At 49.3% G+C, this 26,910-nt stretch carries 22 protein-coding genes; 11 read left to right on the top strand and 11 right to left on the bottom strand.

Going from position 1 to position 26,910, the window contains the following annotated elements; genetic code table 11:
* Positions 1-53: 53 nt before the first annotated feature.
* Positions 54-1,511, top strand: a complete 1,458-nt coding sequence (gene nhaD / locus MHN33_RS02625) for a sodium:proton antiporter NhaD (protein ID WP_239394643.1) — start codon at positions 54-56, stop codon at positions 1,509-1,511.
* Here the strand turns inward: nhaD and MHN33_RS02620 are convergent.
* From MHN33_RS02620 to MHN33_RS02610, 3 genes are all read right to left on the bottom strand, one after another.
* The gene (locus MHN33_RS02620) at positions 1,491-2,501 is read right to left on the bottom strand and encodes an ATP-dependent 6-phosphofructokinase (RefSeq protein WP_239394631.1); all 1,011 of its coding nucleotides are present in this window, start codon (positions 2,499-2,501) and stop codon (positions 1,491-1,493) included. The two genes, nhaD and MHN33_RS02620, sit on opposite strands and share 21 nt — an antisense overlap.
* 78 nt (positions 2,502-2,579) lie before the next feature.
* Entirely contained in the window at positions 2,580-4,433 is a 1,854-nt protein-coding gene (locus MHN33_RS02615; RefSeq protein ID WP_239394629.1) for a choice-of-anchor I family protein, read from the bottom strand.
* Between the two features lie 325 nt (positions 4,434-4,758).
* Complete coding sequence (locus tag MHN33_RS02610; RefSeq protein ID WP_049865405.1) at positions 4,759-5,151, bottom strand: MmcQ/YjbR family DNA-binding protein; 393 nt, start codon at positions 5,149-5,151, stop codon at positions 4,759-4,761.
* A gap of 788 nt (positions 5,152-5,939) precedes the next feature.
* On the opposite strand from MHN33_RS02610, the gene MHN33_RS02605 reads away from it, so the two are divergent.
* Positions 5,940-6,140, top strand: a complete 201-nt coding sequence (locus MHN33_RS02605) for a hypothetical protein (protein WP_239394627.1) — start codon at positions 5,940-5,942, stop codon at positions 6,138-6,140.
* Positions 6,141-6,177: 37 nt separating this feature from the next.
* Here the strand turns inward: MHN33_RS02605 and MHN33_RS02600 are convergent, their stop codons facing one another.
* On the bottom strand, positions 6,178-8,331 hold the full coding sequence (locus MHN33_RS02600; protein ID WP_239394625.1) for an EAL domain-containing protein: 2,154 nt from the start codon (positions 8,329-8,331) through the stop codon (positions 6,178-6,180).
* A 330-nt stretch (positions 8,332-8,661) separates the two neighbouring features.
* The gene (locus tag MHN33_RS02595; protein WP_239394616.1) at positions 8,662-11,349 is read right to left on the bottom strand and encodes an insulinase family protein; all 2,688 of its coding nucleotides are present in this window, start codon (positions 11,347-11,349) and stop codon (positions 8,662-8,664) included.
* Positions 11,350-11,560: 211 nt separating this feature from the next.
* Between MHN33_RS02595 and sixA the strand changes: the two genes are divergently transcribed.
* From sixA to yegD, 6 genes are all read left to right on the top strand, one after another.
* Entirely contained in the window at positions 11,561-12,028 is a 468-nt protein-coding gene (gene sixA, locus MHN33_RS02590; RefSeq protein WP_239394605.1) for a phosphohistidine phosphatase SixA, read from the top strand.
* Positions 12,029-12,660: 632 nt separating this feature from the next.
* Entirely contained in the window at positions 12,661-14,964 is a 2,304-nt protein-coding gene (locus tag MHN33_RS02585) for a TonB-dependent receptor (RefSeq protein WP_239394595.1), read from the top strand.
* Positions 14,965-15,094: 130 nt separating this feature from the next.
* Positions 15,095-15,391 carry a hypothetical protein gene (locus MHN33_RS02580; RefSeq protein WP_239394583.1) on the top strand — a complete coding sequence of 99 codons (297 nt, stop codon included), beginning with the start codon at positions 15,095-15,097 and terminating at the stop codon, positions 15,389-15,391.
* Between the two features lie 34 nt (positions 15,392-15,425).
* On the top strand, positions 15,426-16,088 hold the full coding sequence (locus MHN33_RS02575; RefSeq protein WP_239394581.1) for an HAD family phosphatase: 663 nt from the start codon (positions 15,426-15,428) through the stop codon (positions 16,086-16,088).
* A 104-nt stretch (positions 16,089-16,192) separates the two neighbouring features.
* Positions 16,193-17,035: a DNA ligase gene (locus MHN33_RS02570; RefSeq protein WP_239394579.1), complete on the top strand. Its 843-nt coding sequence runs from the start codon at positions 16,193-16,195 to the stop codon at positions 17,033-17,035.
* Between the two features lie 89 nt (positions 17,036-17,124).
* Complete coding sequence (gene yegD / locus MHN33_RS02565; RefSeq protein WP_239394577.1) at positions 17,125-18,489, top strand: molecular chaperone; 1,365 nt, start codon at positions 17,125-17,127, stop codon at positions 18,487-18,489.
* An 11-nt stretch (positions 18,490-18,500) separates the two neighbouring features.
* Here yegD and MHN33_RS02560 read toward each other — a convergent pair whose 3' ends face one another.
* From MHN33_RS02560 to MHN33_RS02540, 5 genes are all read right to left on the bottom strand, one after another.
* Complete coding sequence (locus MHN33_RS02560) at positions 18,501-18,962, bottom strand: methylglyoxal synthase (protein ID WP_239394575.1); 462 nt, start codon at positions 18,960-18,962, stop codon at positions 18,501-18,503.
* A 7-nt stretch (positions 18,963-18,969) separates the two neighbouring features.
* Complete coding sequence (locus MHN33_RS02555) at positions 18,970-19,605, bottom strand: LysE family translocator (RefSeq protein WP_239394573.1); 636 nt, start codon at positions 19,603-19,605, stop codon at positions 18,970-18,972.
* 187 nt (positions 19,606-19,792) lie between these two features.
* Positions 19,793-21,610, bottom strand: coding sequence for a S8 family serine peptidase (locus MHN33_RS02550; protein ID WP_239394571.1), 1,818 nt, complete (start codon positions 21,608-21,610; stop codon positions 19,793-19,795).
* Between the two features lie 279 nt (positions 21,611-21,889).
* The gene (locus MHN33_RS02545) at positions 21,890-23,068 is read right to left on the bottom strand and encodes a multidrug effflux MFS transporter (RefSeq protein ID WP_239394558.1); all 1,179 of its coding nucleotides are present in this window, start codon (positions 23,066-23,068) and stop codon (positions 21,890-21,892) included.
* Between the two features lie 167 nt (positions 23,069-23,235).
* Complete coding sequence (locus MHN33_RS02540; protein WP_239394556.1) at positions 23,236-23,430, bottom strand: hypothetical protein; 195 nt, start codon at positions 23,428-23,430, stop codon at positions 23,236-23,238.
* Between the two features lie 445 nt (positions 23,431-23,875).
* Here MHN33_RS02540 and MHN33_RS02535 point away from each other — a divergent pair, with 445 nt between their 5' ends.
* From MHN33_RS02535 to MHN33_RS02525, 3 genes are all read left to right on the top strand, one after another.
* Positions 23,876-24,781 carry a DMT family transporter gene (locus MHN33_RS02535; protein WP_239394555.1) on the top strand — a complete coding sequence of 302 codons (906 nt, stop codon included), beginning with the start codon at positions 23,876-23,878 and terminating at the stop codon, positions 24,779-24,781.
* A gap of 137 nt (positions 24,782-24,918) precedes the next feature.
* Positions 24,919-25,386, top strand: a complete 468-nt coding sequence (locus MHN33_RS02530) for a winged helix-turn-helix domain-containing protein (RefSeq protein WP_239394553.1) — start codon at positions 24,919-24,921, stop codon at positions 25,384-25,386.
* Between the two features lie 304 nt (positions 25,387-25,690).
* Positions 25,691-26,170, top strand: coding sequence for a proteasome subunit alpha (locus tag MHN33_RS02525; RefSeq protein WP_239394543.1), 480 nt, complete (start codon positions 25,691-25,693; stop codon positions 26,168-26,170).
* Here MHN33_RS02525 and MHN33_RS02520 read toward each other — a convergent pair.
* Entirely contained in the window at positions 26,145-26,852 is a 708-nt protein-coding gene (locus tag MHN33_RS02520) for a hypothetical protein (RefSeq protein WP_239394541.1), read from the bottom strand. The two genes, MHN33_RS02525 and MHN33_RS02520, sit on opposite strands and share 26 nt — an antisense overlap.
* Positions 26,853-26,910: the final 58 nt, after the last annotated feature.

Here is a 26,910-nt window from a genome sequence, read left to right as displayed (position 1 = left end):
ATAGCCGCGCTCAAATTAACCACGTTTTAACCCTGTTTCGGATCTAATAACTCATGAAAAACTCGCTTTACGTTCTGCTCGCCCTACTCAGTGTGCTCTGGCACCCGGTGGCCCTATCGGCTGCCGCCAATCATGTTGCAACACCCATAGATCTCACCTCGGCCACCCTTGGCTGGATCTGTATTGCTATCTTTGTACTGGCCTATATTTTGGTTATGTTAGAGGAGAAGCTGCATATGCGTAAATCCAAACCTGTACTGGTGGCAGCGGGATTGATCTGGATGCTGATTGGTGGCTATTACGTCATCAATGAGATCCCAGAGCTAACCGAGCATGCTTTTCGGCATAATTTACTAGAGTTCTCCGAGTTGATGCTATTTTTGCTGGTGGCGATGACTTACATTAATGCTATGGAGGAGCGACGCCTGTTTGATGCGCTACGGGTATGGATGGTGCGCCGTGGGTTTAACTTTCGTACCTTGTTCTGGCTCAGTGGGGCTCTGGCCTTTGTGATCTCTCCGATTGCCGATAACCTGACCACTGCTCTACTCATGTGTGCGGTAGCGATGAAAGTGGGGCAGGGTGATAAGCAGTTTATTAACCTGAGCTGCATTAATATCGTTGTGGCTGCCAACGCTGGCGGTGCGTTCAGCCCCTTTGGTGATATCACTACGCTGATGGTGTGGCAGGCCGGTATCGTACATTTTGCAGAGTTCTTTTCCTTATTCTTCCCGGCGCTGGCCAACTACCTGGTGCCGGCTTTGATCATGAGTCTGTTTGTCAAGAACAAGAAGCCGGCGGCAAGCGACGAGCAAATTGAACTAAAGCGGGGAGCAAGGCGCATCATGGTACTCTTTTTGGTGACTATCGCCACCGCGGTCTCCTGCCATAGCCTGTTACACCTGCCTCCTGTATTGGGTATGATGATGGGCCTGGGATATCTGCAGTTCTTTGGTTATTTTTTACGTACGACGTTACCCAATTCATTGGATAAAAAGCGCGCTGCGGCGCAGCAGGCGGGCGATCAGGAGCGCTTGCAGGCACTTGGTAACGTGGTGCCATTCGATGTCTTTGCCAAAGTGTCACGGGCAGAGTGGGATACCTTGTTATTTTTCTATGGCATCGTAATGTGTGTTGGTGGACTGGGGTTTCTCGGCTATCTGAGTCTGATGTCAGAAGTGCTTTATGGTGGCTGGTCAGCGACGGCCGCAAATGTATTTTTGGGTGTGGTATCCGCCGTGGTTGACAATATTCCGGTGATGTTCGCTGTGCTCTCCATGCAACCAGAGATGTCCCACGGACAATGGCTACTGATCACTTTAACAGCGGGCGTTGGCGGAAGCTTACTGTCCATCGGCTCAGCGGCTGGCGTTGCATTGATGGGGCAGGCCAGGGGCTATTACACTTTCTTTGGCCACCTGAAATGGACGCCGGTCATTGCCCTGGGTTATGCTGCCAGCATCCTGGTCCACTTGTGGTTAAACGCCGAGTTATTTACGGTGTTTGATTAGATAATCGGTGAGCACGTCTTCGTGTGCCTCAACCCAGCGTCCGTCGACTGGCTTAGCCGCGTTGATTGCATGGGACAGAGGCACCGTGTGCAAGGCGCTGCCCTGCTTTCCTATCATAATTCTATCCAGACTGTGTATTGCGGCGTTTACGGCCTCCAGCCCCAGCTCAGTGGCCAGCAGGCGGTCTTCCGGAGCCGGGCTGCCACCGCGCTGGATATGTCCCAGTACGCACACCGCACTGTCGATGTTAGCCTGCTCGGCGAGTTGTGCTTTGAGCGCTTGAGGTCCGCCTGGCCAAAGGTTTTCGGCCAGCACGATCACAAAGCTGTCGTGATTGTGTTGCTGTTGCACCTGGATCTGGGTGATCAGGCGTGCCAGCTGAGGTGCGGTATCGGTGGGATCACAATTTTCGAATGAAAGAATCGCTTCCGCGCCTGTCGCCAGCCCCACGTTAAAGGCAATATGACCACTGTGTCGTCCCATAACCTCGACAATAAACACGCGCTCAAAGGCATTTGCGGTGTCGCGAATTTTATCTATGGCATGGGTGGCGGTGGTAACGGCCGTGGCAAAGCCTATCGTGTTGTCGGTGCCCGCCAGATCATTATCAATTGTGCCGGGCAGGCCGATGACCTGACCTTCCCAGTGCGCTTTAAGCGCTTCCAGGCCTCTGAACGAGCCATCCCCGCCAATCACGATCAGGGCGTCAATCTGGTGTTTTCTGAGCGTGTTGGCAGCTTGCTTTGGACCCTGGGGATCACACATTGCCGGGCAGCGGGCACTTTTTAAAATCGTACCGCCAAATTGCAGTATGTTACCGACATCTGGGTGTGTCAGTGCCTGCCATTCATCATTCAGCAGGCCATTGTAGCCATGGAAAAAGCCGATGCATTCAACCTGATTGTGTTGGCAGCTGTGGACTATCGCTCGGATAGCGGCATTCATTCCGGGCGCATCTCCCCCGCTGGTGAGTAGTGCAATTTTGGTCATTCAGATCCCTGTACTGTGGCTGTGCTATACATTGCTTAATGTACAGCAGGGGGCAGCCACAGCACAAGATAAGACGTTTTACTTCTGAGTCAGTGACCAGATAGCAATACTGCCTGAAATTTCATTGCCAACAATCAACAAAGGTGTATTGGTCGGGCTATGCTCTGCACGCACAAAGGTCATACCTTCAGGAGCCAAATCACCTGAAATGTCAGCGCCTTCCTCCAAACCCCGATTGATGAGGTAAGTAGTGAAGGTAACATTGAACGGGTTGGTGACATCATAGATCAGGATGCTACCCATACGCTCAAGCCCAACAAAGGCGTAGGTGCGTTCACCTATCTGGCCCAGCGCGAGTGCTTCGGGCTCTGCTCCTTTGGCATCAGAGCGGGTGTCACCTTCGTTGGTGTCTTCATCATTATTAAAGTGTGCACCATGCAGTGCAGTAGTGATCCGCACAATCTCGTCACCAGAATCAAATACCCGGGCACCATTTTGATCCCAGATAGAGAACGAGCGGGCACCATAAGTGTAGAGGTTTTCATACTGGCCATCATTGTCTTGGTCGCCCATGACGGTTGTGACTTTAAGGCGGCCCAGGTCGTCATTGTCGTTATTGAGATAGGCAAAATTATCCGCCAGGGGCAGATCTTTGGCCCGAATTTCATCGGTGTATGCCAGACAGCCATCATCTTCGTCGAAATCCAGTCCGCCATTGGCTGTACATTCTGCTTCATCGGCTGCGGGGAAGAAATACTCACGCCCGTCGCCTTCATTTGCTGTGACAATAAAGTTGGCTCCCTGCCACTGGTAGGTTGCGATAGAATCCGGCTGATACATACCGTATAAACCCGGGTAGCTGCGCAGATTAATACCGCCGTCTTTGTCGGAAGCATCCAGCGTCCATTTCCCCCAATCTTTGTAACCCAGTCCTTTTATTGTAAGTGAATTATCACTTAGGTCGACAATGGCGAGTGCATTGTTCTCTTGCAACGACACGTAAGCATAACGGTTGTCTTTGCTGACCGTGACGTATTCAGGTTCAAGGTCCATCGCGACGCTGGTATTGATCGTTTGTCCTTTGATGGTGCGTCCGGTTGGGTTAGCGAACACCACACCTTGCGCCTGTAACTGGGCTTGCTGATCATTAAAGGCGTCGAAGCCTAACAGTATAGCCTGATCGGCAACCTGACCCTCATTAATAGCGATAATGGCAATACTACCTTGCGGGTCAACGCTGTAATCACCAGCGGGTTCACCCTCGTTCGCCACCAAAATTTTACTGCCATCGTGATTAAAGGTGACCATATCCGGCAAATAGCCCACCTCGACGGTTTTTAACAGCTGAGGTGCTTGTGCGGCAATGTTATACACCAGTACGAATCCTGTTTGCCCGGTTGGACGAGCCATCGCAACGGCAAGCATATCACCATGTATGGCCAGGCTGTTTGCATCGGCTGCCACCACTTCACTGACTGCAATGGTCTGAGTGACAGACAGGTTAGTGTTTGTGATGACCCCCTGGTTGTCTTTGCTGAGTTTATCTGCGTCGATTTGTGCGGCTGAAATCACCGCGATTTGCGGTGTGTCGCCGGAGCTGTCAAGGGCAAAAATGCGCTGGCTAGCACTATGATAAGCGACAATTTCAGCCGCGCCTTCCGGGCTGGCTACGTTCAGTACGGCCCGGCCAACCAATTGTGCTGACAGATCACCTGTCATGCGAGTGCCGCTTTCTCCCTGCGGGCCTTGTGCGCCTGTGTCACCTTGTGCACCAGTGTTGCCCTGATCGCCTTTATCACCGGTTTGTCCCGTCTGACCGGCTTCACCTTGTAAGCCCTGCTCGCCTTGTTGGCCTGTTTGTCCGTCGTCGCCATCCAGGGCACATCCACTTAGCAAACTAAGTAGTGTTAATGAGATCAGTGTTTTTTTCATTGTCTTTATTCTGTGTTGGAAAAAATCACTGTGATTAAAACAGGGATAATTGACATCACAATGACAAAGGGAGTTTTGAACTGCCCTTATCAACGAGCAGTCAATTTTGAAATGAGGCAATTCCGGCGAGCATTCACGTGTTCTGCTATCGCACAGGCACCAGATATCTGCAGGCGAGTCTGGGTATCGGTTCTCAATGAGAAGTTTTAAACACCGTTAGCGGCAGAGGTAATGCCTCTAATTGCAGGTGTATCAATGCGGGTGGGTATTAGATAGAAAATGGCCCTCGCACCTGGTGCGAGGGAAACCAATGATGACGATCACTCTAGGACTGAGTGAGACGATCAAGCTCTGCGCGTTGCGCACTGGGTAAGTTATCAACCACTATCTGATAGGAGTCATCTATCATGCGTTTGATCTCTTCTTCCGGGATGCTGCCATCAAGTACGATGGTGTTCCAAAGTCGTTTATTCATGTGATAACCAGGCACAATTGCAGCGTACTTGTCGCGTAACAACAGCGCTTCATCTGGATCGCACTTAAGGTTAAGCCACCAAACTGGCTCACCATTCTCACCCAATTGACCTTCTTTCCCTTCATATAAGGTAGCAAACATCTTGTGTTGTACCTTGTAAACGTCCACGTCCTGTGCAAACGGTTTTGTGATAAAGGTCCCAGGCTTAGCCTGTAAATACTCATGTACGAATTTCTGATCCATAGCCCGTGTCCTTGAAATAACAAATTAAATTAACAAAACATGGGGCTGATTTTAGCAGCTTTTGTGAGATTTCTGTAATTGGGAATAAGTAAAAACTATCAGTCAGTTAAGACCAAATAGGAATATACCTGAATAACCTTATCTAAGCTGCGCAACAATATCAGTATATTTCACTCTGACGAGAAAAATACGTCTTAAACCGCACAGAGGTTAACCAGTCCATTTATCTTTACAGTTCCAATTTCAAATCTGCTCAAGGAGGAGTTTACTCCTGCTCTTTGACTGCTAACCACACCATGACCAAATGACAAATGCCCACTTCATTAAACATTCACTCGACTGTGGTTGGGAGGAGCCCCACTTCACAGGTGGTGAAAGTGCAATCAAATTGGCACGCATAAGCTTACAATCCCGTTCGGCTTAACCTAAGTGTAGGAAAATCAAACCGGATCGCCAGCAAAAGTAGTCGGTGTTCAGATCTGCCCATGATCCAATCCACCACTTTGCCTCGCTTATATCAGCGTCAATACAAATAATGCTTAGTTAAAATAGTAAGTTAGCAACTATTTGTGTGTTCAGGAACCCGCTTTCACGGTTGCCTGAGTAAGAAACCAATTGTTTCTGGAGACGTATTAAATTAAATAATGCAATATTTTGCAACAATTTAAGTGTTTTTGCGTGCTTTTTAGACTTAATGTACACTACGCGGGAAAAAAGCTACCCATTTACTTAACGTGTCGCAATGCCCAGCAGGGCGCGCACATCTGGATCAAAATTTAGGAGGCTGAGTGCTGGTATTGTATGTTGTATTGATGTGTCTGGGTGGGTTGCTGATGTTTAATGAATTGCGCTGTACAGGGGTTACACGGCGCGCCTGGGTGATTTTGGCGGCGCTGGCAGGCCCTGCTGTGTGGATCCTGTTTCGGGCGCATTACCGCCTGGCCTGGCTTAAGCAAGTTGGCCAGAGATACGCCGTCCTGCGTGCTTGAGTGAAGCGACGCGATGACGAAAAAGTTGTGAAGGATGTCAGTTAACCAGTTGCAGAGTGGGCTTTTCCGTCAACTGCGAACGTAGAAACTGCTCGAACTCGTCGACTGACAACGGTTTTGCATAATAGTAGCCCTGAATCGTTTGGCAGTTGAGGCGTTGTAATTGATGAAGCTGTTGTTCATGCTCAACCCCTTCCGCGACAACGTGCAGACCGAGGTTATGTGCAATCGTGACAATCGAATCTACCATGTTACAGCCACGTTCTGTGTTCATGTCGTCTACAAATGCTTTGTCTACTTTGAGGGTGTTCAGAGGGAACTGCTTCAGGTAGGCCAGGGAGGAATAACCGGTGCCAAAATCATCCATAGCTAGGTGGATCCCGCGCGAGCTTAAAGAGCGCATAATTGAAATTGCTTCTTGTGGATCGTCCATAACAGTGCCTTCTGTGATTTCCAACTCGAGAAAATAGGAAGGAAGTTGATTCTTTTGCAAGATGAGGTCTATCCGTGCAGTGAGGTCTGGCAGACTAAACTGTCTGGCTGACAGATTAACGGCTACCCGGCCGTTAAACAGCCCCTGATCTACCCAGCGTTTGACATCTTTACAGGCCTTGTCGAGCACCACTTCGCCAATCTCGACAATCTGACCGGTCTCTTCAGCAATGGGTATAAATAACCCCGGGCTGATCACGCCTTTTTTCGGTGTGATGAAACGCACCAGCGCTTCCATTCCGACCAGGGCACCGGTGGCAATGTCCATTTTGGGTTGATAATAAACAACAAAATGATCTTCTTTTAATCCAAAGCGCATCAGGTTTTCAATTTGCAGGCGTTTAACCGCCTGTTCGTTCATCGAGTCATTGAAGAACAAATAATGGTTGCCTTTTTGCTTGGCGTGGTACATGGCTGTATCGGCATTTTTCAGCAAGATTTCCGGGGTACTGCCATCTTCCGGAAACAACACTATGCCCACAGAAGAGGTGATCACCAGTTCATGATTGGCCATCTTAAACGGGGTCGCAATGACCGCCAGAAACTGTTTAGCGGCCTTGGTAATAGTATGAATATCGTTGGTGCCCGACATCACCAGGGCAAACTCATCGCCACCCAGACGGTAAAAGGTATCCTGCTGGCGACACAATTTATTGAGTCGCATGGCAAGTTTGGCAAGCAAGCTGTCTCCCAGCTGGTGACCGAGAGAGTCGTTAATCTTCTTAAAGTTATCCAGGTCAAAGACCAGCAGAGCATGATCGCGTTTCTGGTCGACCAGCTTTTTCAGGTTAGTGAAGAACAAATTGCGGTTGGGCAGACCCGTGGTACGGTCGCGGTTCGATAAGTTGTGGAGTTGCGATTCCGCTTTCTTGCGTTCGGTCAGATCAGAAAAGACCACAACATAGTTGGTAATGTGACCATGGTTGTTTTTAATCTCATCAATGGAAATCTCGATTGGCAGCATGGTCCCTGTCTGATCGTAGAGCTTCAGTTCTTCCTGCCAGTGCTCACTCTTTTTTAGTGCGGCTTTAATCTGACTGATAAACTGGCCATCGTATCCGGGGAGTTTAAATTCCGTATTAATGTACTGCTCACGTACACCACCGAAGATACGGATATAGCTGGGGTTTAAATCAACCAGGCGGAACGTGTGATCATAGATGGCGATGGCGTCAGTCAGCGATTCGACGCATTTGGCGAACAGGTTAAGGCGTTCTTCCGTGCTTTTAAGGTGGTTAATATCACGGATTGTACCTGTCATGCGCAGCGGGTTGAGATTGTCATCTTTTGCTATGATTTTGCCTTTATCCAGTACCCAGTGATACTGATCCAGGCTGTTTTTAACCCGATAGGTGGCTTCGAAGAAGGCCGTTTTTTCTGCGAAATGTAATTTTAACTGTTTTTCTACCAGCGGCAGGTCCTGAGGGTGGATCAGGCTGGCGTTGGGTATGAGGTGCGCACCAGGGGTGGTATCCATCATAAACTTGTCGTTGATACGATTGATTTCGCCACTGCGAATGTTCCAGTCCCAGAGAGTATCACCGCTGCCCTCAACGGTGCTTTTCAGGCGTTGCTCCGAATGCCGAAGTGTCTTGAGTGCGCGTTTGGTTCTGTGATTTGAGATCACCAGATAGAGCAAAGTTACAGCTGTGACAAATCCCACCAAAATAATCAGTGTCGAATTTTGATTTTGCAACATACCTGATGGCAAGGGCGCACTCATGGTCGGCCAGGCCAGAAGCAAAAAAATAGATGTAATTGTTTTTATAATTGTTGTTTGCGTCATAAGGCTTTAAGAGTCAATTACAATTGCTAATCTAATCTAAGCCCCAGGCAGAGTCAAAAAGAAAGTCAGAAAAAATCCCTATTTTCGGGCCTGCTTGCGGTATATGGGTGAATTTCGTGCACTAAAGCCTACATTTTCGACGTGCTAGTTTGTTGCTGAAGGGGTGTGAGATGCCCACAAGAAAGCGGATCAAGCTTGATACAGCGGCGCCTGCTGGCAAAGGCGCAGCGCTGAACGGTGGGGTCAGTTACATCTGAGCGTGATTTTTGCACACGCTTCAGAGAGCAGTTTGATTATGTGGCATTTCAGGGCTTCGAAGGTGAGTGCATCGAGCGCCGTAATCAGCTTCTCTTGCATGGAAAAGGTGTGGTCATCAGTGCCAATGGCTATCCACAACCGCTGTGAGCGCAGCCGCAGATTTTTGTCCTTTTCTGCAATCTGAGCATGCAATGCCGCTTTCACCTGTGCCCATTGAGTGGCTTCATAGCTATCCAGCTGGGCAACTAAGTCAGCCATGTATTGATGATGGCGTTGCAATAAAGTGTCACTGTCATAACTGGATGACTGCACATAAAATGCAATGCCGGCACGGGTATTAAAGGGCGCATAGCCCGCACCGACCAGGTATCCCAGTTGTTGCTGTGTGCGCAGAGATTCAAAATAATCCTGACTGACCAGCTGATTGAATGCCATCATTTTAACTTTATCTTCCACACTGGCAGTGGGGGCTTGAATGTACTCAACAAACGCATGCTCCGCTCCGGGCTTTTCAATCTGCACTTGCTGATGTGAGGTAACCGGGTTGAGCGGTTTTTTCAGATCGTCGAGAATTTCACTGTAGGCAAACAGGGCATGCAGTTGCTTTTGCATGTCGAGGGCATGATCCAGCTGCCAATTGCCGTGCATGAAGGCCTTAATATGGATCGCCCTGAAAAAGTTTTCGCGAAACAGGCAAAATTCATTGAAGCTGATATTTTTCAGTGCCTTGGCCAGCTGCTCTGGCGTTGGGTTCCACGGCATCAGTTGTGCCCCCAATAAACTGAACAGCTCGCTGACGGGTTTGCTCTTATTGTGGTTTTTCCAGTGTCTTATCAGCTGCTTTTTATATTCTGCAAAGCGGGTGGCACTGATGGGTTGTTTTAGCAAGGCTTCGACCAGTTGCAGCACCAGTTTGAGCTGGCTGGCAGATAGCCCTGCCGTTTGCAGTGTTAAGCCGCCCTGGTGAGAACTGAGGTGGTAGCTCAACCCCGCCAGTTCTGCGGCATAAAACTGCTCGGCAACACTGTCCATAAACAAGTCGGCAAACAGTCGGGTCATCGCCATACTCTTGTGGCTTTCGACTGAGCATTGGGAGTCGATCTCTAAGTAAAAATGGCCTTTTGTAACGCGAAAGCGGGTGTCCTGTTTAAACCAGAAGGCAAACCCAGGCCTGTCTGTTAGCAGGGTGGGGGTTTTGCGACCCGGTTCTATGTCGTACAGGCGGTTCTCAAATGCCAGGTAAGGGTTGGCGGCAGGTAAGCGCATTTCGGGCAGTGGTGTAGTTATGTGTGCCAGGGTTTGCAGCCACTCTGTATTGATGTGCTCGACCTGGTAAGGCGTGTTGTACCATTGTGCGACCTTACGGGTGGCGTCGTTTTCACAGGTGATATCTGGATGGATCAGGATCAGGCGCATATTATGCGGCGATAGCAGGCCCATGAGCTCTTCATGCAGGCTGTGATTGAAGGCAGTCATGCAATAATCACCGTACAGGATGTCGTCGTCATCGTAATGGTGCATATTGATGCTCAGCGCACTGACCCAGTCGAGCAGTTTACTTTGCTCCTGATTTTCAAACGCCAGTTCAAGCAGGCGTTTTTTATCTTCATATAATGCCGGCAATGACACGAGTTGCTCTTTGATCAGGCTGATGTACTCAAACAGCATCTCGACAATGTCTTCATAGTATTCAATGCCGTCATCGGTCAGCGCGAAACTGATATTGAAGTCTTTAAAGTTACTGCCATCGATACCGCCTCCTGCGGACAGGGCATTGATCCAGCCGTTTTTCTTTAAGATAGCGTACAGCGAGCCGTCGCCTTCATAGCCTAGCAAGTGAGCCAAAAAGCTCAGGCTTTTAAATTTATACAGACGCTCAACATCGGGCATTGCAAAGCTGACAATCAGTTTTTGCATGTGTTTGCGTGGCTCTATGTGCAGCAATAGCCCCAAGTCTTGCTGACGATATAAGGGGACCTGGATGGGGGGCTTTGGCGTGTTATCACCGTTAATGGCGTTAAAATAACGGTTTGCCAGATTCGCCAGCTTGTCCAGACTATGTGGCCCGGCTAATACCAGTGTCATCCATTGTGCCTGATAATGCGCGGCAAAGAAGGCTTCTATCTCTTGTTTAAAGTCCCCGCTGTGATCGGCCAGCGTGTTATGGTTACCCACAGAAAACTTGGCAAATGGATGGGCCGGGTTGACGGTCTCCTTATGAACCTGAATGATCCGGCGATTATCGTCTTTAACCTTCAGGTTAAACTCAGAGTCAATGGCATTGCGCTCATCCTGCAAGGCGTCCTCAGCAAACAGGGGCGCGTAAAAAAATTCACTGAATCGCTGCAGGGCCTGCTCAAACAGCGGGGCGCGACAGTCAAAAAAATAGCAACTGTGCTCGGTACCTGTCCAGGCATTGCTTTGCCCACCGGCCTGGCTGACAAATTGAGAAAACTCTCCCCGGGAAGGAAAACTCTGGGTGCCAAGAAACAACATGTGCTCAACAAAGTGCGCCATGCCCTGACGGCTCTGTGGATCGTCAAAATGGCCAACATTGATAGCCAGTGAGGCGGCGGATTTATTGCTTGATGTATCTTCTACAAGGAGAACTTTAAGACCATTGTCCAGTGTCAGGTGACGATAATTTCTTTTATCATTATTGCTCAGTTTCAATTGTGTGCCGCCGATATAATGGTTAGAGACGTGGCTGCTGTTTCCGCGCTACTGCTGGCAATCGACACTTTGGGTCGTTGCGATAGCCGGTCACCTCTGAATTAGCCTGTATTTAAACTTAAGGTTTAGGTGCTTTTGTTTTAATATAGCGGACAATTTGGGGCAATAGCTACAGCTTGCTTCTAATTTTCTTGCCAACTCTCGGAGTGCTATGAAAACAATTCTGATCATGCGCCATGGCGAAGCGGGCCCAATGCAGGCCAACGATGCGGCCAGAGCACTGACATCACGCGGTCATACTCAGGCTGTTGAGATGGGTCAGTGGCTAGCTGAACACTATCCGCCACAGGCGGTTCTTGTGAGCCCCTATATCAGGGCGCAGCAGACGGCTCAGGCCGTACTACAAAATAACTCAGTGTTATTTGAACAGACTTGCCAGGATATCGTCCCCAGTGGCAATGCTGCTGTTGCAGTTGATTACCTGGAAACCCTGATAAGTATGCACGACACCCTGGATACCTGGCTGGTTGTCGCCCATATGCCCATTGTCAGTTATCTGGTTGATCAACTGGTACCGGGAGAAATGCCTATTTTTGCAACGGCCTCCGTTGCGGTGATCCAGTATGACCCAAAGACGCTTAAAAGCGACCTGGTGCAGCTAGCAAAACCGACAAGCTAACAATAAATAAGTTGACCCGGTGCGGTCTAATGTCCTCCTTTTCGTTTCGGCGCTTTAATACAATGGCGGCGCTTTCATGACACCGGTTACCACCATTGGGCGGATGGTATCCGGTTGCATTATCTATAGTGACTAAACTCTGTATTTCGATATTAGTCTGTCTGGCTCGCTTTGCTCTGCAAGCGGGTAAGCTGTGCTTTATCGGTTAACATAGTCATTGGCGTATGTTTTTCTGGGACGCCACTAACGGGTTGTTGATGAGAACGAGACAATGACACCTGTATTTCAATTCGGTAAATCCTTTTCCTGCCATCATATAGGCAAGAGTTTGGTAAGGACAAATGTCCTTATTTTGAGGCTTTTTGTTGCGAAAAGTTGTTAACTCTTAGCTAACTTTCACGATATTTACAAAAATGTGGAAAATTTATATGCATAATTGCAGCAATTTGAAAATTTGCTGCTATAATTACGGCCGTCTCGTTCAGCCTCACCTGGTTGCTTTGCACTCTCGCTAGTGAGGTCCGCGCTGCTCGTCATTTGCGCGTAAAATTGAGCGAACCAGCCATTGTGATACGGCGCCCAAATCAAAAACCGTTGAACTCAAGAGTGCATATAAAAGGTTAAATCCCAACATGAAAGCAATGAAAAGATCTACGTTAGCAACTTTAATCAATGCGACGTTGTTCTCTGCTGTAGCAGGTACTTCATTCTCTACGCTTGCAGAAGAAGCGCAAGCCAAAAGCAATCAACTGGAAGTGATCCAAATCACCGCGCGTAAGCGTGTTGAGAACGCACAAGAAGTGCCAGTTTCTGTGTCTGCTTTACAAGGCGACAACCTGGACGCATACAGCTCCGCAGGTATGGATATCCGTTTCATGAACGCTAAGATCCCGAGTCTGTCGGTTGAATCTTCATTCGGACGTACATTCCCGCGCTTTTATGTTCGTGGTCTGGGTAACACCGACTTCGATCTGAACGCCTCTCAGCCAGTGTCTCTGGTCGTTGACGAAGTGGTTCAGGAAAACCCTATTCTAAAAGGCTTCCCGGTATTTGATATTGCCCGCATCGAAGTATTGCGTGGCCCACAGGGAACGCTGTTTGGTCGTAATACACCAGCAGGTCTGGTTAAGTTCGACAGCGTGAAGCCTAGCCAGGAATTTGACGGCTATGCCGCGATTTCTTATGGCAGCAACAGCTCAATTGACTTTGAGGGTGCAGCTGGCACGGGATTGACAGATAAACTCTCTACTCGTGTGTCGGTATTGGTTCAGGATAAACCTGACTATATCGATGTAAAAGCACCTGGGTTTGAAAAAGAAGACTCACTGGGTGGCTACAATGAAATGGCAGCGCGTGTACAGTTCTTATATGAAGGCGATGACTTCACCGGCCTGTTGAACTACCACGTACGTGATCTGGACGGTCGTCCTATCGCATTCCGCGCTAATCTGATTGAGAAAGGCACGAACAACATTAACCCATTGTATGATAACGATGTGGTTTACCATGATGCGGCATCTCGTTCTACCCAGGAAGTTGACACACAAGGTCTGAGCCTGAAACTTGAGTGGGATCTGAAAGAGCACACAATTACTTCTATCAGTGGTTGGGAAAGCGCTGAAATATACTCACGTGCAGACGTTGATGGTGGTTACGGTAATAACTTTGCCCCGACTATGGGCCCGGGTTTCATTCCATTCTCTTCTGAAACAGCAGATGCCATCCCTGAGCATGACCAGTACACGCAGGAACTTCGCCTTTCAAGTAACTTCACGGGTGACTTCAACTATCAGGTTGGTTTATTCCTGTTTGAAGAAGACTTGACTATCGAAAGCTTCAGCTTTGACACCGGCGCATACGATGAAGCAGCTGGCAGCTACGGTCTGCAAAACGGTTATGCTGTGCAGGAGCAAGAAACGTCGGCATGGGCCTTGTTTGGTTCATTTGACTACAGCGTATCTGAGCAGCTAGACGTGACGCTGGGTCTGCGTTACTCAGACGATGAAAAAGATTTTTACGCAAAAAGAACAGACAACCCGACTCCCTGGAACGGTTCACCTGACTTCCTGGAAGGCCGTGCGAATCCAAGTGACAGCCATGTAAGCTGGGATCTAAGCGCAACGTACAAGCTGACGGATGACGTTAACCTGTTTGGCCGTCTGGCCAATGGCTTCCGCGCGCCCAGTGTTCAGGGTCGTATCCTGTTTGGTGACGTCGTCACTGTGGCAGAGTCAGAAACCACTAACTCAATTGAGTTTGGTGTAAAGTCTGATGTACTGGATGGCCAGGGTCGTGTGAACGCAACTGTCTTCTATTTCCAGATGGATGACCAGCAGCTGACAGCCGTAGGCGGTGGCTCTAACTTTAACCGTCTTATCAATGCGGATAAAACGACTGGCTATGGCTTTGAGCTTGACACAGAGTGGGTGTTAACGGATGAGCTAAACGCGACCTTTAACCTGAGCTATAACAAAACTGAACTGGAAGATGACACGCTGGCGGTTGCAGTATGTGCTCAGTGTACAGTCACTGATCCAACTTACACAATTCAAGGTCCAAACGGCCCTGAAGCCCGTGCTATTTTAGATGGTAACAGTCTGCCGCATGCGCCTGAGTGGATCTCAAACGCGACTTTGCGTTACACCAAAGAGCTGGAAGGCGGTGAGTTCTTTGTATACACCGACTTGTCTTATCGCAGTGAAATCGACTTCTTCTTGTATGAGTCGGTTGAATTTACCGGTGAAGCGCTGTTTGAAGCCGGCGTACGTGCGGGCTACGCATGGAACTCGGGCGACAACGACTACGAAGTATCGGCGTTCGTTCGTAACCTGTTCGATGAACAGGTGGTTATCGGTGGTGTAGACTTCAACAACAACACAGGTATGCTGAACGAAGAGCGCTTTGTGGGTGCTGAGTTCAAAGTGAAATTCTTTTAATTTCATCCTACTTTAAAGTCAAAACCCGTGAATGGTCACCATTCACGGGTTTTTTATTAATAGTGTCATGCAAGTAAACCCCGGGACTGGTAAAGTATGGGGGCAAACACAGAATTTAGAGGAAGAAAATATGTCCGCATTTTGGAATTACCGCGTTATTTATTGTGAAGCCAACAAAGATGCGCCTGAGCAATATCAGGTACATGCGGTTGAGTACAATGAAAATGGCAAAGCGGTAAACTGGTCTGAGACTGGTGAATCTCCTTATGGCCAGAGCATTGATGACCTCAAAGCCGACTTTACCCGCCTGCAAACGGCGTTCGATAAGCCCGTTTTGAAAGTGGTACGCAAACCTCGCGGCTATGAACTGGTAGAAAAAGACAGTGGTGAGCCTGCACACGCAGAGCCACCTGCTAAAGCGGAATAACACTTCACCAATCACCAACAGAGAAGGAGCTACGATGAATTTGAAGGCAGTCTTATTTGATTTTGATGGTACGCTGGCAGATTCGGAGGCGCTCCATTATCACAGCTGGCTGCGTGTACTGGCGCCTTTCGGTATTGAGTACAGCGAGCCTGCTTTTTGCGATGAGTTTTCTGGCGTGCCCACGCTGAAAACCGCAGAAGTACTGCGGACACGTCATCAGCTACCCTCTGATGCACGGGTATTGTGCGAAGAAAAAAACCGCCTGTTTGTTGATACTGCGGCCACGATGCAACCCAGGCTGATGCCTTATGCGCGTGAGATCTTAAAATTTGCAGCGCAGCAGGGCAAGCTGGCACTGGTGACCGGCAGTACCCGCGCAGAGGCCATTCCCGTATTGGAGCACTATGAGTTACTGCACTTCTTTGACTGTATTGTCACGAAAGATGACGTGACTCAGCCAAAACCTCACCCGGAACCTTATCAGCAGGCTTTGCGTTTATTGCAATTAGAGCCAGAGCAGGCCATTGCCATTGAAGACACCACAACCGGGCTGACTTCAGGGTGTGAAGCCGGATTACGGGTTATGGCTATTCCCAATATGCATTCGGCAAAGCAGGACTTTTCGCGAGCGACCTGGCAAGTGTCGTCTTTGCAAGCGGCACAAGGAGTGCTGGCACCCTTATTCAGTCAAGACTGATCCGCGCAAGCATGGTGTGCTAAGTTGCGGCTGGCGATTTTATCAGTCCGCGCTATGCTCATAGGGATGGAAAAAGTTAACCCTTCTCTACAAGGAGTGTAGCAATGAACACCAAACGGATTGGGTGGCTGCTGCTGGCGTGCCTGTGCCAATTGCAGTACACCTATGCAAGTCCCACCCCTGCCGTACAACTGGCCAAATTGTATCAGGCACAACGGCCGGTCACGCATTATCTGATCAGCGAAAAATTCGATGGCGTCAGGGCCATCTGGAATGGCAGGCAGCTGCTAACTCGCAGTGGCCAATCTATCTATGCCCCGCAGTGGTTTACCTCAGCTTTACCCGATATCGCGCTCGATGGAGAGCTGTGGGCCGGGTATGGGCGCTTTGAGTTCGTCAGTGCGGTGGTGCGTCGTCATCGGGCATCGGATCAGGACTGGCGTCAGGTGCAGTATCTGATCTTTGACGCACCGGATACTGCAGGTCCCTTTGCGCAGCGCTATCAGGCCTATACCCGGCTGATCAAGACGCTTGGGCAGCCACATATTCGTGCGGTCAAACAGCATCATTTTGCCACTAAAGCCGAACTGGATGACTTTTTTGAGCAGGTTTTGGCACGCGGTGGAGAAGGGGTGATGCTGCATGAGCGCCAGGCGATCCACCAAAGCGGCCGAAGCTCGGCAATCCTGAAATACAAACCTTACTTTGATGGCGAAGCGCAAGTGATTGCGCATTTGCCAGGCAAAGGTAAATACCTGGGTCTGATGGGCGCTATCCGGGTAAAAACCTCTGAGGGGATTGAGTTTAAGATTGGCACCGGGTTTAGTGATGCACAGCGCCGCGAGCCACCTCCTATTGGCAGCCAGGTGACATACCGTTATCAGGGAGTCACAAAATTTGGTAAGCCCAGGTTCGCGCGTTTTTTGCGTGTCAGGCAGCCTTTGTAAAAGGTGAGCGGTGGTTCAGTTGCCCAGGACTTTTACTTACCACTTTGCTGTGGTAAAGTGCGCGACCTTTTATGGTTGTGAGGTGATAAATGATAGCTGGATTTGATTACGGTAGTTCTAATTGCGCAATCGGTGTGATGAATGAAGATAACGTGACACTGGTTCCGCTGGATCAGGGCAAGCCTTATCTGCCGTCTACGCTGTATGCACTTCACAACAGCCTGGTAAGCGAGTACGTGGCGCACAACCTGGCGGGGTCTGCCCTGGTTGCGGATTATCAGAGCGCACGTAAACCCTTATTAAACAGTGCCCTGATGGCACGGCGAGAGCTGGATTTAGCGCCAGGTGAGCAAGGCGTGTTTGTCGGGCAGCAGGCCATAGAAGAATACATAGCCTTTCCGGAGGAAGGGTATTTTGTTAAATCGCCCAAATCTTTCTTTGGTGCGGTGGGTCTCAAGCCTGCGCAATTAGCATTTTTTGAAGACATTGCGACGGCCATGATCATGGAACTGAAGCGCCGCGCTGAAGAACACCTGCAGCAGCCACTAAGTCATACTGTGATCGGTCGTCCGGTCAACTTTCAGGCCATTGGCGGAGAGCAGAGCAACCGCCAGGCGATAGATATCCTTACGACTGCCGCGAAGCGTGCCGGATTTAAAGAGGTGGCGTTTTTGTATGAGCCGCTGGCTGCGGGGATCGATTACGAGTCGCGCCTGAACCAGGATCAGCAGGTACTGGTGGTGGACATTGGCGGTGGTACCAGTGACTGCTCGTTTGTGCAGATGGGTCCGGGCTTTCGCGATAAAGCCGATCGCAGCGCCGATTTTCTGGCCCACACAGGCAAGCGTATAGGCGGCAATGATCTGGATATTGCACTGGCATTTCATACTCTGATGCCGGTATGCGGCCTTGGTAGCCAGTTTACATCCGGCCTGCCTTTGCCAAACCCCTTGTTCTGGCAGGCATGCAAAATCAACGACATTCAAATGCAAAGTGATTTTTACAGCGCACAAATGCAGCGAGAACTGAACGGCATGCTCAGAGATGTTTGCGAGCCCGAAAAGCTTGAGCGATTACTGAAAATTCAGCGCAGCAAGATGACCCATCAGTTTGTCCGCCAGGGCGAACTGACTAAAATCGCATTATCCGATCGGGATTCACACACCGCGCAGCTGGACTTTCTCGATCAGGCGCTGAGTGTGGACATCAATGCGCGGGAAATGGCTGAGTCGGTGGCCAGCTGTCTTGAGCAAGCTGCCGTGCTGGCAGAGCAGGCCATTGCTGATGCAGGTAAACGCCCCGATATGATCTATCTGACGGGCGGCAGCGCCCAGTCCCCACTGTTAAAGCTCGCGCTGCAGCAACGCCTGGGCGACATTCCTATGGTCAATGGTGATAACTTTGGCAGTGTGACTGCCGGTCTGACCAAGTGGGCCAGTCGCTTATATCAATAGTATACCTGGGATTACCGCGTCAGACGAGCTGTCAGATATTGCTCATAATCGGGCAGCTGGCGCTCGATAGGGGTGGTCATCATCATAGATGACAGCAACATATCTGCGGTCGTTTCATTACAGGCGACCGGTATATTCCACACGGCGGCCAGCCTCAGTAGTGCTTTAACATCCGGGTCATGGGGTTGTGAAGCAAGCGGATCCCAGAAGAAAATCAGCATATGAATTTCATTTTCTGCGATCTTGGCACCGATCTGTTGATCGCCGCCCATCGGACCACTGAGCAGCTTAGTGACGGCTAACCCCGCAGTTTTTTCTATGAGGTTACCGGTTGTTCCCGTGGCGTACAATTGGTGCATGGCGAGTTTGTCCAGGTGTGACTGACACCAGTTTACCATGGCCTGTTTTTTGCCATCGTGCGCAACCAGCGCGATGCGTTTTTTAGCCGGAATGACCTGCGACTTGGTATCCATACTTACCTCATAATAATAAGTTAATTGCCAGTGCGATAAAGATAAAGGCAGAGATCCTGTCTATCCAAATAGGCGCACTGGGATGAGCGCGAAAATAACCGGCGATTTTATCACCGCTGTAAACATACACACAATCAATAGGAAAGGCCAGAATTGGGTAGAGTAAACCAAACATGGCAAGCTGTATTGTGGTCGATGTGGTCAGGCTCTGATCGACAAACTGGGGAATAAAGGCAATAAAGAATAAAGCGACCTTAGGGTTAAGCACTTCGGTCATCATGGCCTGAAACATCACGTTCTGCTGCTTTTTATTGCTGACATGGGGTTTTTCTTCATCACAGCTATCCGGCTGAGACAGGGTGTCTTTGAAGGTGCGTATACCTAAGTAGGCAAGGTAAGCAGCACCTAAATATTGTACTGTGGCATAAGCTGTTTCCGAAGCTTTAAGGATAGCTGATAAGCCAATCACGGCAAACAGGGTGTGTACTACACCTCCCAGTGCGAAACCAAAGGCACTTTGCATGCCAGCTGTGCGGCCATTGGTAAAGGTCTGAGCCATTAAAAACGCATTTGAAGGACCTGGGGCAATGGCAATAATAAAGCTGGCAAATAAAAAAGAGGCGAGTAATTCCGGGTTCAGCATGATGTGCTCGGTCAAATATTGTTGCGCTTAGTGTAACCAGCTTAAAGATAAAAGCCCATAAAAAATGCGGACATAAGCCCGCATAAAATTGGTTAATCATTGGTTGGGAGATACCAACTTTGCGTTGTGATCAGGCATACGTATAAGTTGCACACTATTCGTACACCATGATACAAGCGGGTCGGTATCAGAACACAACAGTCTGAGTTTCAGAACAAGTCGATGTGCTGCCTTGCTCACAAACCTGATAAGTGTAGCTACCGCCACCTTTACCACTGATGCTATCTGTGTAGCTATTATCATTGCTGGTTGTGACAATCTTGCTACCGTTACGGAAAATATCTACCTGAGATGATGTTGCACCTTGCCAGTTCAGGTCGACATACTTGTTACCTTTTGATTTATAGCCGTTGGCACTTAGCTGCATGTCGCCTCCGTTACCGCCACCAGCACAGCCATTAGCAGTCAGGTAAGCATCTGCATCTGCCGCTTTAACAATGCCATAGCCAAAGTACACATCTTTACCCGCCGCTCCACTGTCTTGTGCCGTTGCTTTGAGGGCAGCACGAATTTCCTGGCCAGTACACTCAGGGTGGTTTGACCAAACAAGCGCTGCGATACCAGACACGGCTGGCGTTGCCATTGAAGTACCGCTCATCAGACCATAATCCGATGTGCCAATCACAATGCTTGCACTGGAAGACCCCAGCAGGGCTGTGCGGTCTTCAAATGCAGCGCCAATTGCCGGGATGCTGGTGGTATTGGTATCACCCAGTGTGCCGTAAAGCATGCCCGCTTCATTATTAATGATGATGGCGCCGATGCCACCAGAGTTTTCACAGTTAGCGACTTTGTCGTGGAAAGAAATATTGCCCCGGTCAATCAGGCAGACTTTGCCGCTGGCGCCGGCGTCGGTCGCTTCCGCCGTGCCCATAAAGTATATAGATGAAGAGACACTGCCACTGTTTTCCATTGCGGAAGAAGCGAATGCTGCGCCGTCAACGCTTAGGCTGGACGACGTTGCCAGGCCTGCCGGGTAAGTAGACAGGGTATCCACGCCACCGGCCGTGACTTCAACACAAATGGTTTCATCTTCACCGGCATTTTTACCTTTGCCACTTTGACAGCTTGGGAACTGAGAAAAATCAGCAATGTTATTGTCGGCATCATTTGCGCCGATCATCATGACTGACGGATAGCCAGCCGGGTAGGAGCGTACATTGTTACCATCGTTACCAGCTGCCGCAACCACCAGGCCGCCCGCATTATTAAAACTTTCGAAGGCATTTTCTTCGGTGCTGTTTGCACCACCGCCACCCAGGCTCATGCTGATGATGTTGGCACCTGCCTGACTACACAGGTTGGCTGCGTGAGCCAAGTCTGAAGAATAACCCCAGCCCTCCGCATTAAATACTTTGATGATGTGCATGTCCACGCCTGGTGCCATACCAATCACACCGATATTATTGTCTGCTGCACCCACAGTACCCGCCACGTGTGTGCCATGCGGGCCACCATGCTCATACCAGTTGCCAGTACCCGAGTCATTGTCTCCTGTGATATTACCCCAGATAAAGTCCGGGTTTGACATGTCCAGGCCTGAGTCGATGACACAGACTTTCATGCCGGCATTGGCGTCAAAGGTAACCTGGTTAGCTTGAGACTGATAATACGCATAAGGGGCAACCTGTTGCTGCATCGGGTCGCCGGCATCGTCGTTGTATAAGCCCATCAGCTGGCGTTTTTGGTCCACTTCAATCAGTTTGATATGCGGGTTGTTCAGCAGCCCCTTCACTTCGCTAAGTTCTTTGCCGCTAAATGTGGCAGCCAGGAAGCCATCGCCATCAATGTGCAACTCTGCCCCCATTTTTTTAGCCAGAGCTTTGACTACGCCTTTTTTGCTGTTGTCTACCTGGATGATGAATCTGTCGTCGTTTGCTTGAGCGGTCGTGGCGGCACACAGGCCTGCCAGCAGGAGTGAGGCTGTAAACTTGTTGAATTTCATTTTTGTTATCTCATAGTTTTAATTATTTTAACTTGGTTACATCGCTAACGCTTGATTAACTGTAATTAAGATAAATGTAATATTGCGCTAACGTAAAGAAGTATTTTTCCTTTAAGTTGGAACTTTTAGGAATTAATTATTCTCTATTTAGAATGAAATGGTATGAGCGGAAGTCCGGAAGGGTAGATTAATTATTCTTTTTTACAAATGAAAATTGGTATCATTATCTATTTAGTGCCTAAATTGAGAATAATGATACCGTTTTTAATGTGCTCGATATCAGGCTGGGCTATGCAAGTTATCTTTGCAGCGACTAAACAGCAGGCATAAAAAGGGCAACCCGAGCAGCAAGTGCACAGCCAACTGTTGCGGGGCTGGCAATGCCAGAGGCTGACTGAGCATGGCCAGTAGTCCGGCACCACTCATTTGCATCACTCCAATCAGTGCTGACGCCGTACCGGCCTGGTTGGCAAAGGGTGCCAGGGCATTGCCCGCCGCGGCACCCAGCGTAAACGCAAAGCCCACTGATGCCAGATACATGGGCAGCAGATATGCCAGAGGGTGGCTGTGTGGCGCGAGCAGCAGTAACACACCGCCAAACGTAAATAGGCTCAGGCCAAACCGCAGCGCCTGTTGTGAATTACGTTTAATGAAATGCGGCGCGATAAAGCTGGCAGCAATGCTGATGGCGGCATTGATGGTAAACCACATGGTAAATTCCTCAACCGGGCGACCCAGTTGTGTCATGAGCCAGCCTGGGGCACCGACTACGAACACCAGCATGGCGGCCATACCGACCATAGTAATACAGGCATTGAACATAAACTGAGGACTGCTCAGCATGGGCCTGAAGCGACGTAAATCAAGCAGGTGGCCTGAGTATACTGTGCTTTCGGGCTTGGTTTCCCGATACAGCGCCAGCACCAAAATGAGGCCGATGGCAGCAAAGCCACTCAAAAAGGTAAAGTTACTGCGCCAGCCAAACTCCAGGGTCAGCCAGGCGCCCAGGATCGGTGCCAGCGCCGGAATAAAGCAGACGATGCCGTTGAGATACGTGATCATCTGGCCACTGCCTTTATGGCCAAAGCTATCCCGGACAATGGCAAAAGCACTGACAAAGGTAGCACAGGCACCCAGACCCTGTAATACACGTGCAACCATGATCCAGTGCCACTCATCCAGTATCGTGGCCAGTAGCGCGCCAATGCCAAAAAGTAAGACGCCGGACAGGGCAACCGGACGTCTGCCATACTTATCGGCAAGTGGTCCGGCGAGCAGTTGACCCAGACCTACAGCCAGCATATAGATACCGACGGTTTGCTGGATCTGTGCTTCGCTCACAGCCAGGTCCTGTTGCATATTAACGAAGGCGGGTAAATACAAATCGATCCCCAGTGGACAAAACACCACCAGTAGAGCGAGTATAAAAATCAATAGTTTGCTGGTTTTTTGCTGCATGCTGTCTCCTTAGTGGCGGGTATTGTAGGGAAGCTAAGAAAAAAAGACAGGACAAAGCGCCGGGATCAGACAAATTTCTGTGTATTGAACACAAAAAAGCCGACCTTTGCGTCGGCTTGATTACTGACTGAGAGTCAGTATTTGTATCTATACCAGGCTTTGGAGGCTCAGGCCGTACAAATACTCTCAGCAGAGTTCTTGATTGCGCCCGCGGCGGCGATGGCTGTGCAAATACTTTCTTCAGAATTGCCGATTTCTTTGCCTCGGGTGCGTCTGCCGCCTGCTACATTGGCGGTCATCAGTACCGGTAAACGAGTGGTATCTTTAGACAACATTTTGATTTGTTTTTTGATGAGCTTCATTTTATTTTCCTTATTGAGCTGGTTTTCTTTTTTCGTGTCTGTTTGTTTTATCTTATAATTTTGAACTAAGCAATGGTTTGTTTTCTGTCTGGGGTTTTAGAGGGGAGGTAATTGAAACTTGCTCAGGAGGGGATTAGGCTTACCCCGACGCTGGCAGATGGCTTTTTGTAAGCCTGATTTGCAGAACGTTTGACTGGTGTCAACTTTTTAGGTGACGTTATTGACTTTGTAGCCTGACATGATAAAAAGGATGTTCATTTAAAAGAAGAAATATATTCATGACTCTAACGACTGTAAACACATCGCTTAATACCTGGCTGAGCAATTCGGTATGGCGTGTTGTGTGCGGTTTGTAGGTGTCAATTACTAACCGCGGCAGTATCGGCGGTTAGTCATCATTGTGTATTTCCAGCCTCGTTTACTGCCCCGATTCGGGGAGTTCATTATGCCAGTTCAGGCATCTTACATTATGGTTATCATCATCTGGTCAACGACCCCGTTGGGGATTGTGATCAGCAGTACGGGCATGTCACCGACCTTGAGTGTTTTTTTACGCATGGCGATTGCGCTGGTGCTGTGCTTTGCCATCATACTGGTTGGTCGTTATCGGGTTCCTACTTCCCGTGCAGCATGGACTTTATATGGCTATTCCAGTCTGGGGATTTTCGGGGGGATGCTGCTCAGTTATCTGGCGGCACAAACGGTGCCTTCCGGTGTAATTTCTTTGATATTTGGTTTGGCGCCTGTGTTGTCGGGCTTACTTGCACAGCGTCTGTTGCATGAGGTCAGCTTTAGCCTGATCAAATGGCTGGGGCTCGCTTTGTCTATGGCCGGTCTGTATCTGGTTTGTACGTCACAACTTAATGAGCTGGCACTGGCGCCGCAGGGGTTGTTATATGTACTGGGAGCAGTAAGTTGCTTTAGTCTCAGTGGAGTGATGATCAAACGTGTGCAAGTAGCGATCCACCCCCTCGCATCGACCTTTGGAGCTTTGTTGTTGGTGACGCCTATGTTTGGTTTGGTATGGTGGTTCAGCGATGGTCAGCTGAACACAGAGCACTGGCAGATGCGTTCTGTTCTGGCCACGATATACCTGAGTGTTTTTGGTTCTTTAGTAGGGTTTGTCGCCTATTTTCATGTGCTGCAAAAACTTAAAGCCAGCACGGTTGCACTGACAACCCTGATCACTCCTGGGTTTGCGATGCTACTGGGCGCCTGGTTTAACAATGAGCAGATCACACTGACCTTGCTGGTTGGTGCTGCCGTGATTATGGTGAGCCTGGCCGTATTTCAGTTTGGCGAAGATGGCTGGGCAAGCATTACCAGTAAGCTTAGAAGGCGATTGTTATAAATCGTTACATTGGAGTACTGATCCGAGGTTGGGAACATGTTAAGCTTGTTGCATTAACAAGAGGGACATGTTGTTGACCGTTCGGTCTCGTACTCCCTGTAATGTGACGAATATTATAATTATAAAGCTGAAGGACGATGAAGTTAACATTTCAAGATTTTGAGTTTGACTGCCAAAATTTGGCGTTATCAAAACAAGGCCGAAAAATAGGCATTAAAGAAAAGCCAGCTATGTTGTTAGGGTTGTTTTTGACAGATCCACAAAAGATTTACAGTAAGGCTGAAATCCTGGAGCATGTCTGGCCGGGCAGAACCGTGACTGAACAAGTGGTGTTTCAGAATATTGGTCACTTGCGAGCCCTGTTTGGCGACGACGCAATTAAAACGTTCTCTAAGAAGGGTTATCAGTGGCAGTTGCCTGTGCAGCCTTCTGAGCCTGTGGTGACACAACCTGAGGCCAGCGAACCGAACCCTTTGCCTGCATCAGCACCTGTGGCTGCAGGTTCTGAACAGGTTCCAGAAGAAACTCAGGGCCTGCCATGGAAGTGGCTGGCGCCGCTGGCTGCGTTGATCATTGGTGTTGCTGTTGTCGCGCTGATGGCTTAAAGCATATTTGCACTGCTTCTTGCCCGGTAGGGTGGAGGCTGAGCAAGCGCACGTTCTGTTTGTCGGTGATACCTGTTGGATCTGGACACCGCACCGCGCATGTCCTTAGCTCCGGGACTGTGCTGAATCACTGCGTGGTGAACAGTTGACAGGGTTGTTAACTTTGTATTAATTTTTTACTCCTTATATTGATGTTCAAACCGTATGTTCTGCAGTTTATTGTGAATATCAGGTCAAAATGGACCGGTATGACCAATAGGTTTGGGTTATTTTGAATTGCAGTGATCATCACTAAGGAGCACTTTTGACAACCATAGCCTATCATCATGACTCGAAAACCATTTGTACGGACAGCCTGACTTCCACCAGTCAGACTATTGTGTCTTGGGCAACACGTAAGTGCCAACGTGTGGAAGATGGCTATGTGTTTGCTTCAGGAAACTGTGCTGAAATTGAACATCTGGTTACGCATTGGCATGACAATCAGTTTGATAAAATCGCGTGTACTTTCTTTTTTGTAGCTGATGATGGGGCTGTGTTTTTTGGTGAAGTCCGCCATGGTCGCCGCTTTTTGGAACCCATGTCGCTAAACTGGGCCATCGGCAGTGGCGCTAACTGGGCAATTGCCGCCATGGACTTTGGGCGTTCCGCATTTGAGGCTGTTGAGTATGCGTGTCTGCGGGACAAGTCCAGTGGCGGAACTGTCATAACCTATCGGCACAATGAAAGAGCGCTCTGGCTACATACGCCTTTAAACGCTAATTCATCTGTGATAGTGAACTGAGCGGTGTCTGATAATAACTGGCAACGAGTGTCAGACGGTGTGCTTGCGCAGAGATATCTTCCAGGTGAGCCAGTACCTTACTCAGGTTATCACTGTTTACACCACTGAGTTTGCGCTGTGCTTCACACAATGCCAGCCAGGCTGCCAGCTCATGCCGGGGCAACTCGCTGTTATGCGGATTAAAGCTCAAATAGGTTTCCAGCGCATTCAACCCCTGATGATTACGGACCACTAAGGCCTTGGCCAGGGACTCATTGCGTTCAAACAATAGCAGTGAACGGACGTAGTTAAAAGGGGGCAAAAGGTTGGCTGGGTTAACAAACAGGCAATGCAAAAAAGTGTTACCCTGGTGATTGGTTGTATCAAAGGCGTTAGCGGCCTGCAATGCCGGCATAAAAAAATCTAATCGCTCTGTGGTATTGATCCCGGCAACCACCCCTGCCGGCAAGCCATGCTGACTGACGCAATGCGCTACGATATTCTGGTAATGTTCGTAATTTGCAGCATGGTTACCTGCGGCTTCAAAGCAGTGCCTGAGTTGTGCCGTTTGCTCTGCACTGGCTGCCTGTCCATAGCAGCGTTTAATGCGTGCCAGATCGTGGCTGTGTATTGCCTGGATTATGCTAGTCACCGCCGCTGAGGTATCCGCAGATGCGTGTGCTTTGCTATTGTGGTTTGCCATAGATGTTACCTATATCAACAGAGTAACCAGTATGCCATATACGCATCGTCTGTATAGA

This window comes from Pseudoalteromonas sp. OOF1S-7 (assembly GCF_022347765.1).
GTDB lineage: Bacteria > Pseudomonadota > Gammaproteobacteria > Enterobacterales > Alteromonadaceae > Pseudoalteromonas.
The sequence above is the reverse complement of the archived record's forward strand: the minus strand, read 5'-3'. Positions and strand labels throughout refer to the sequence as shown.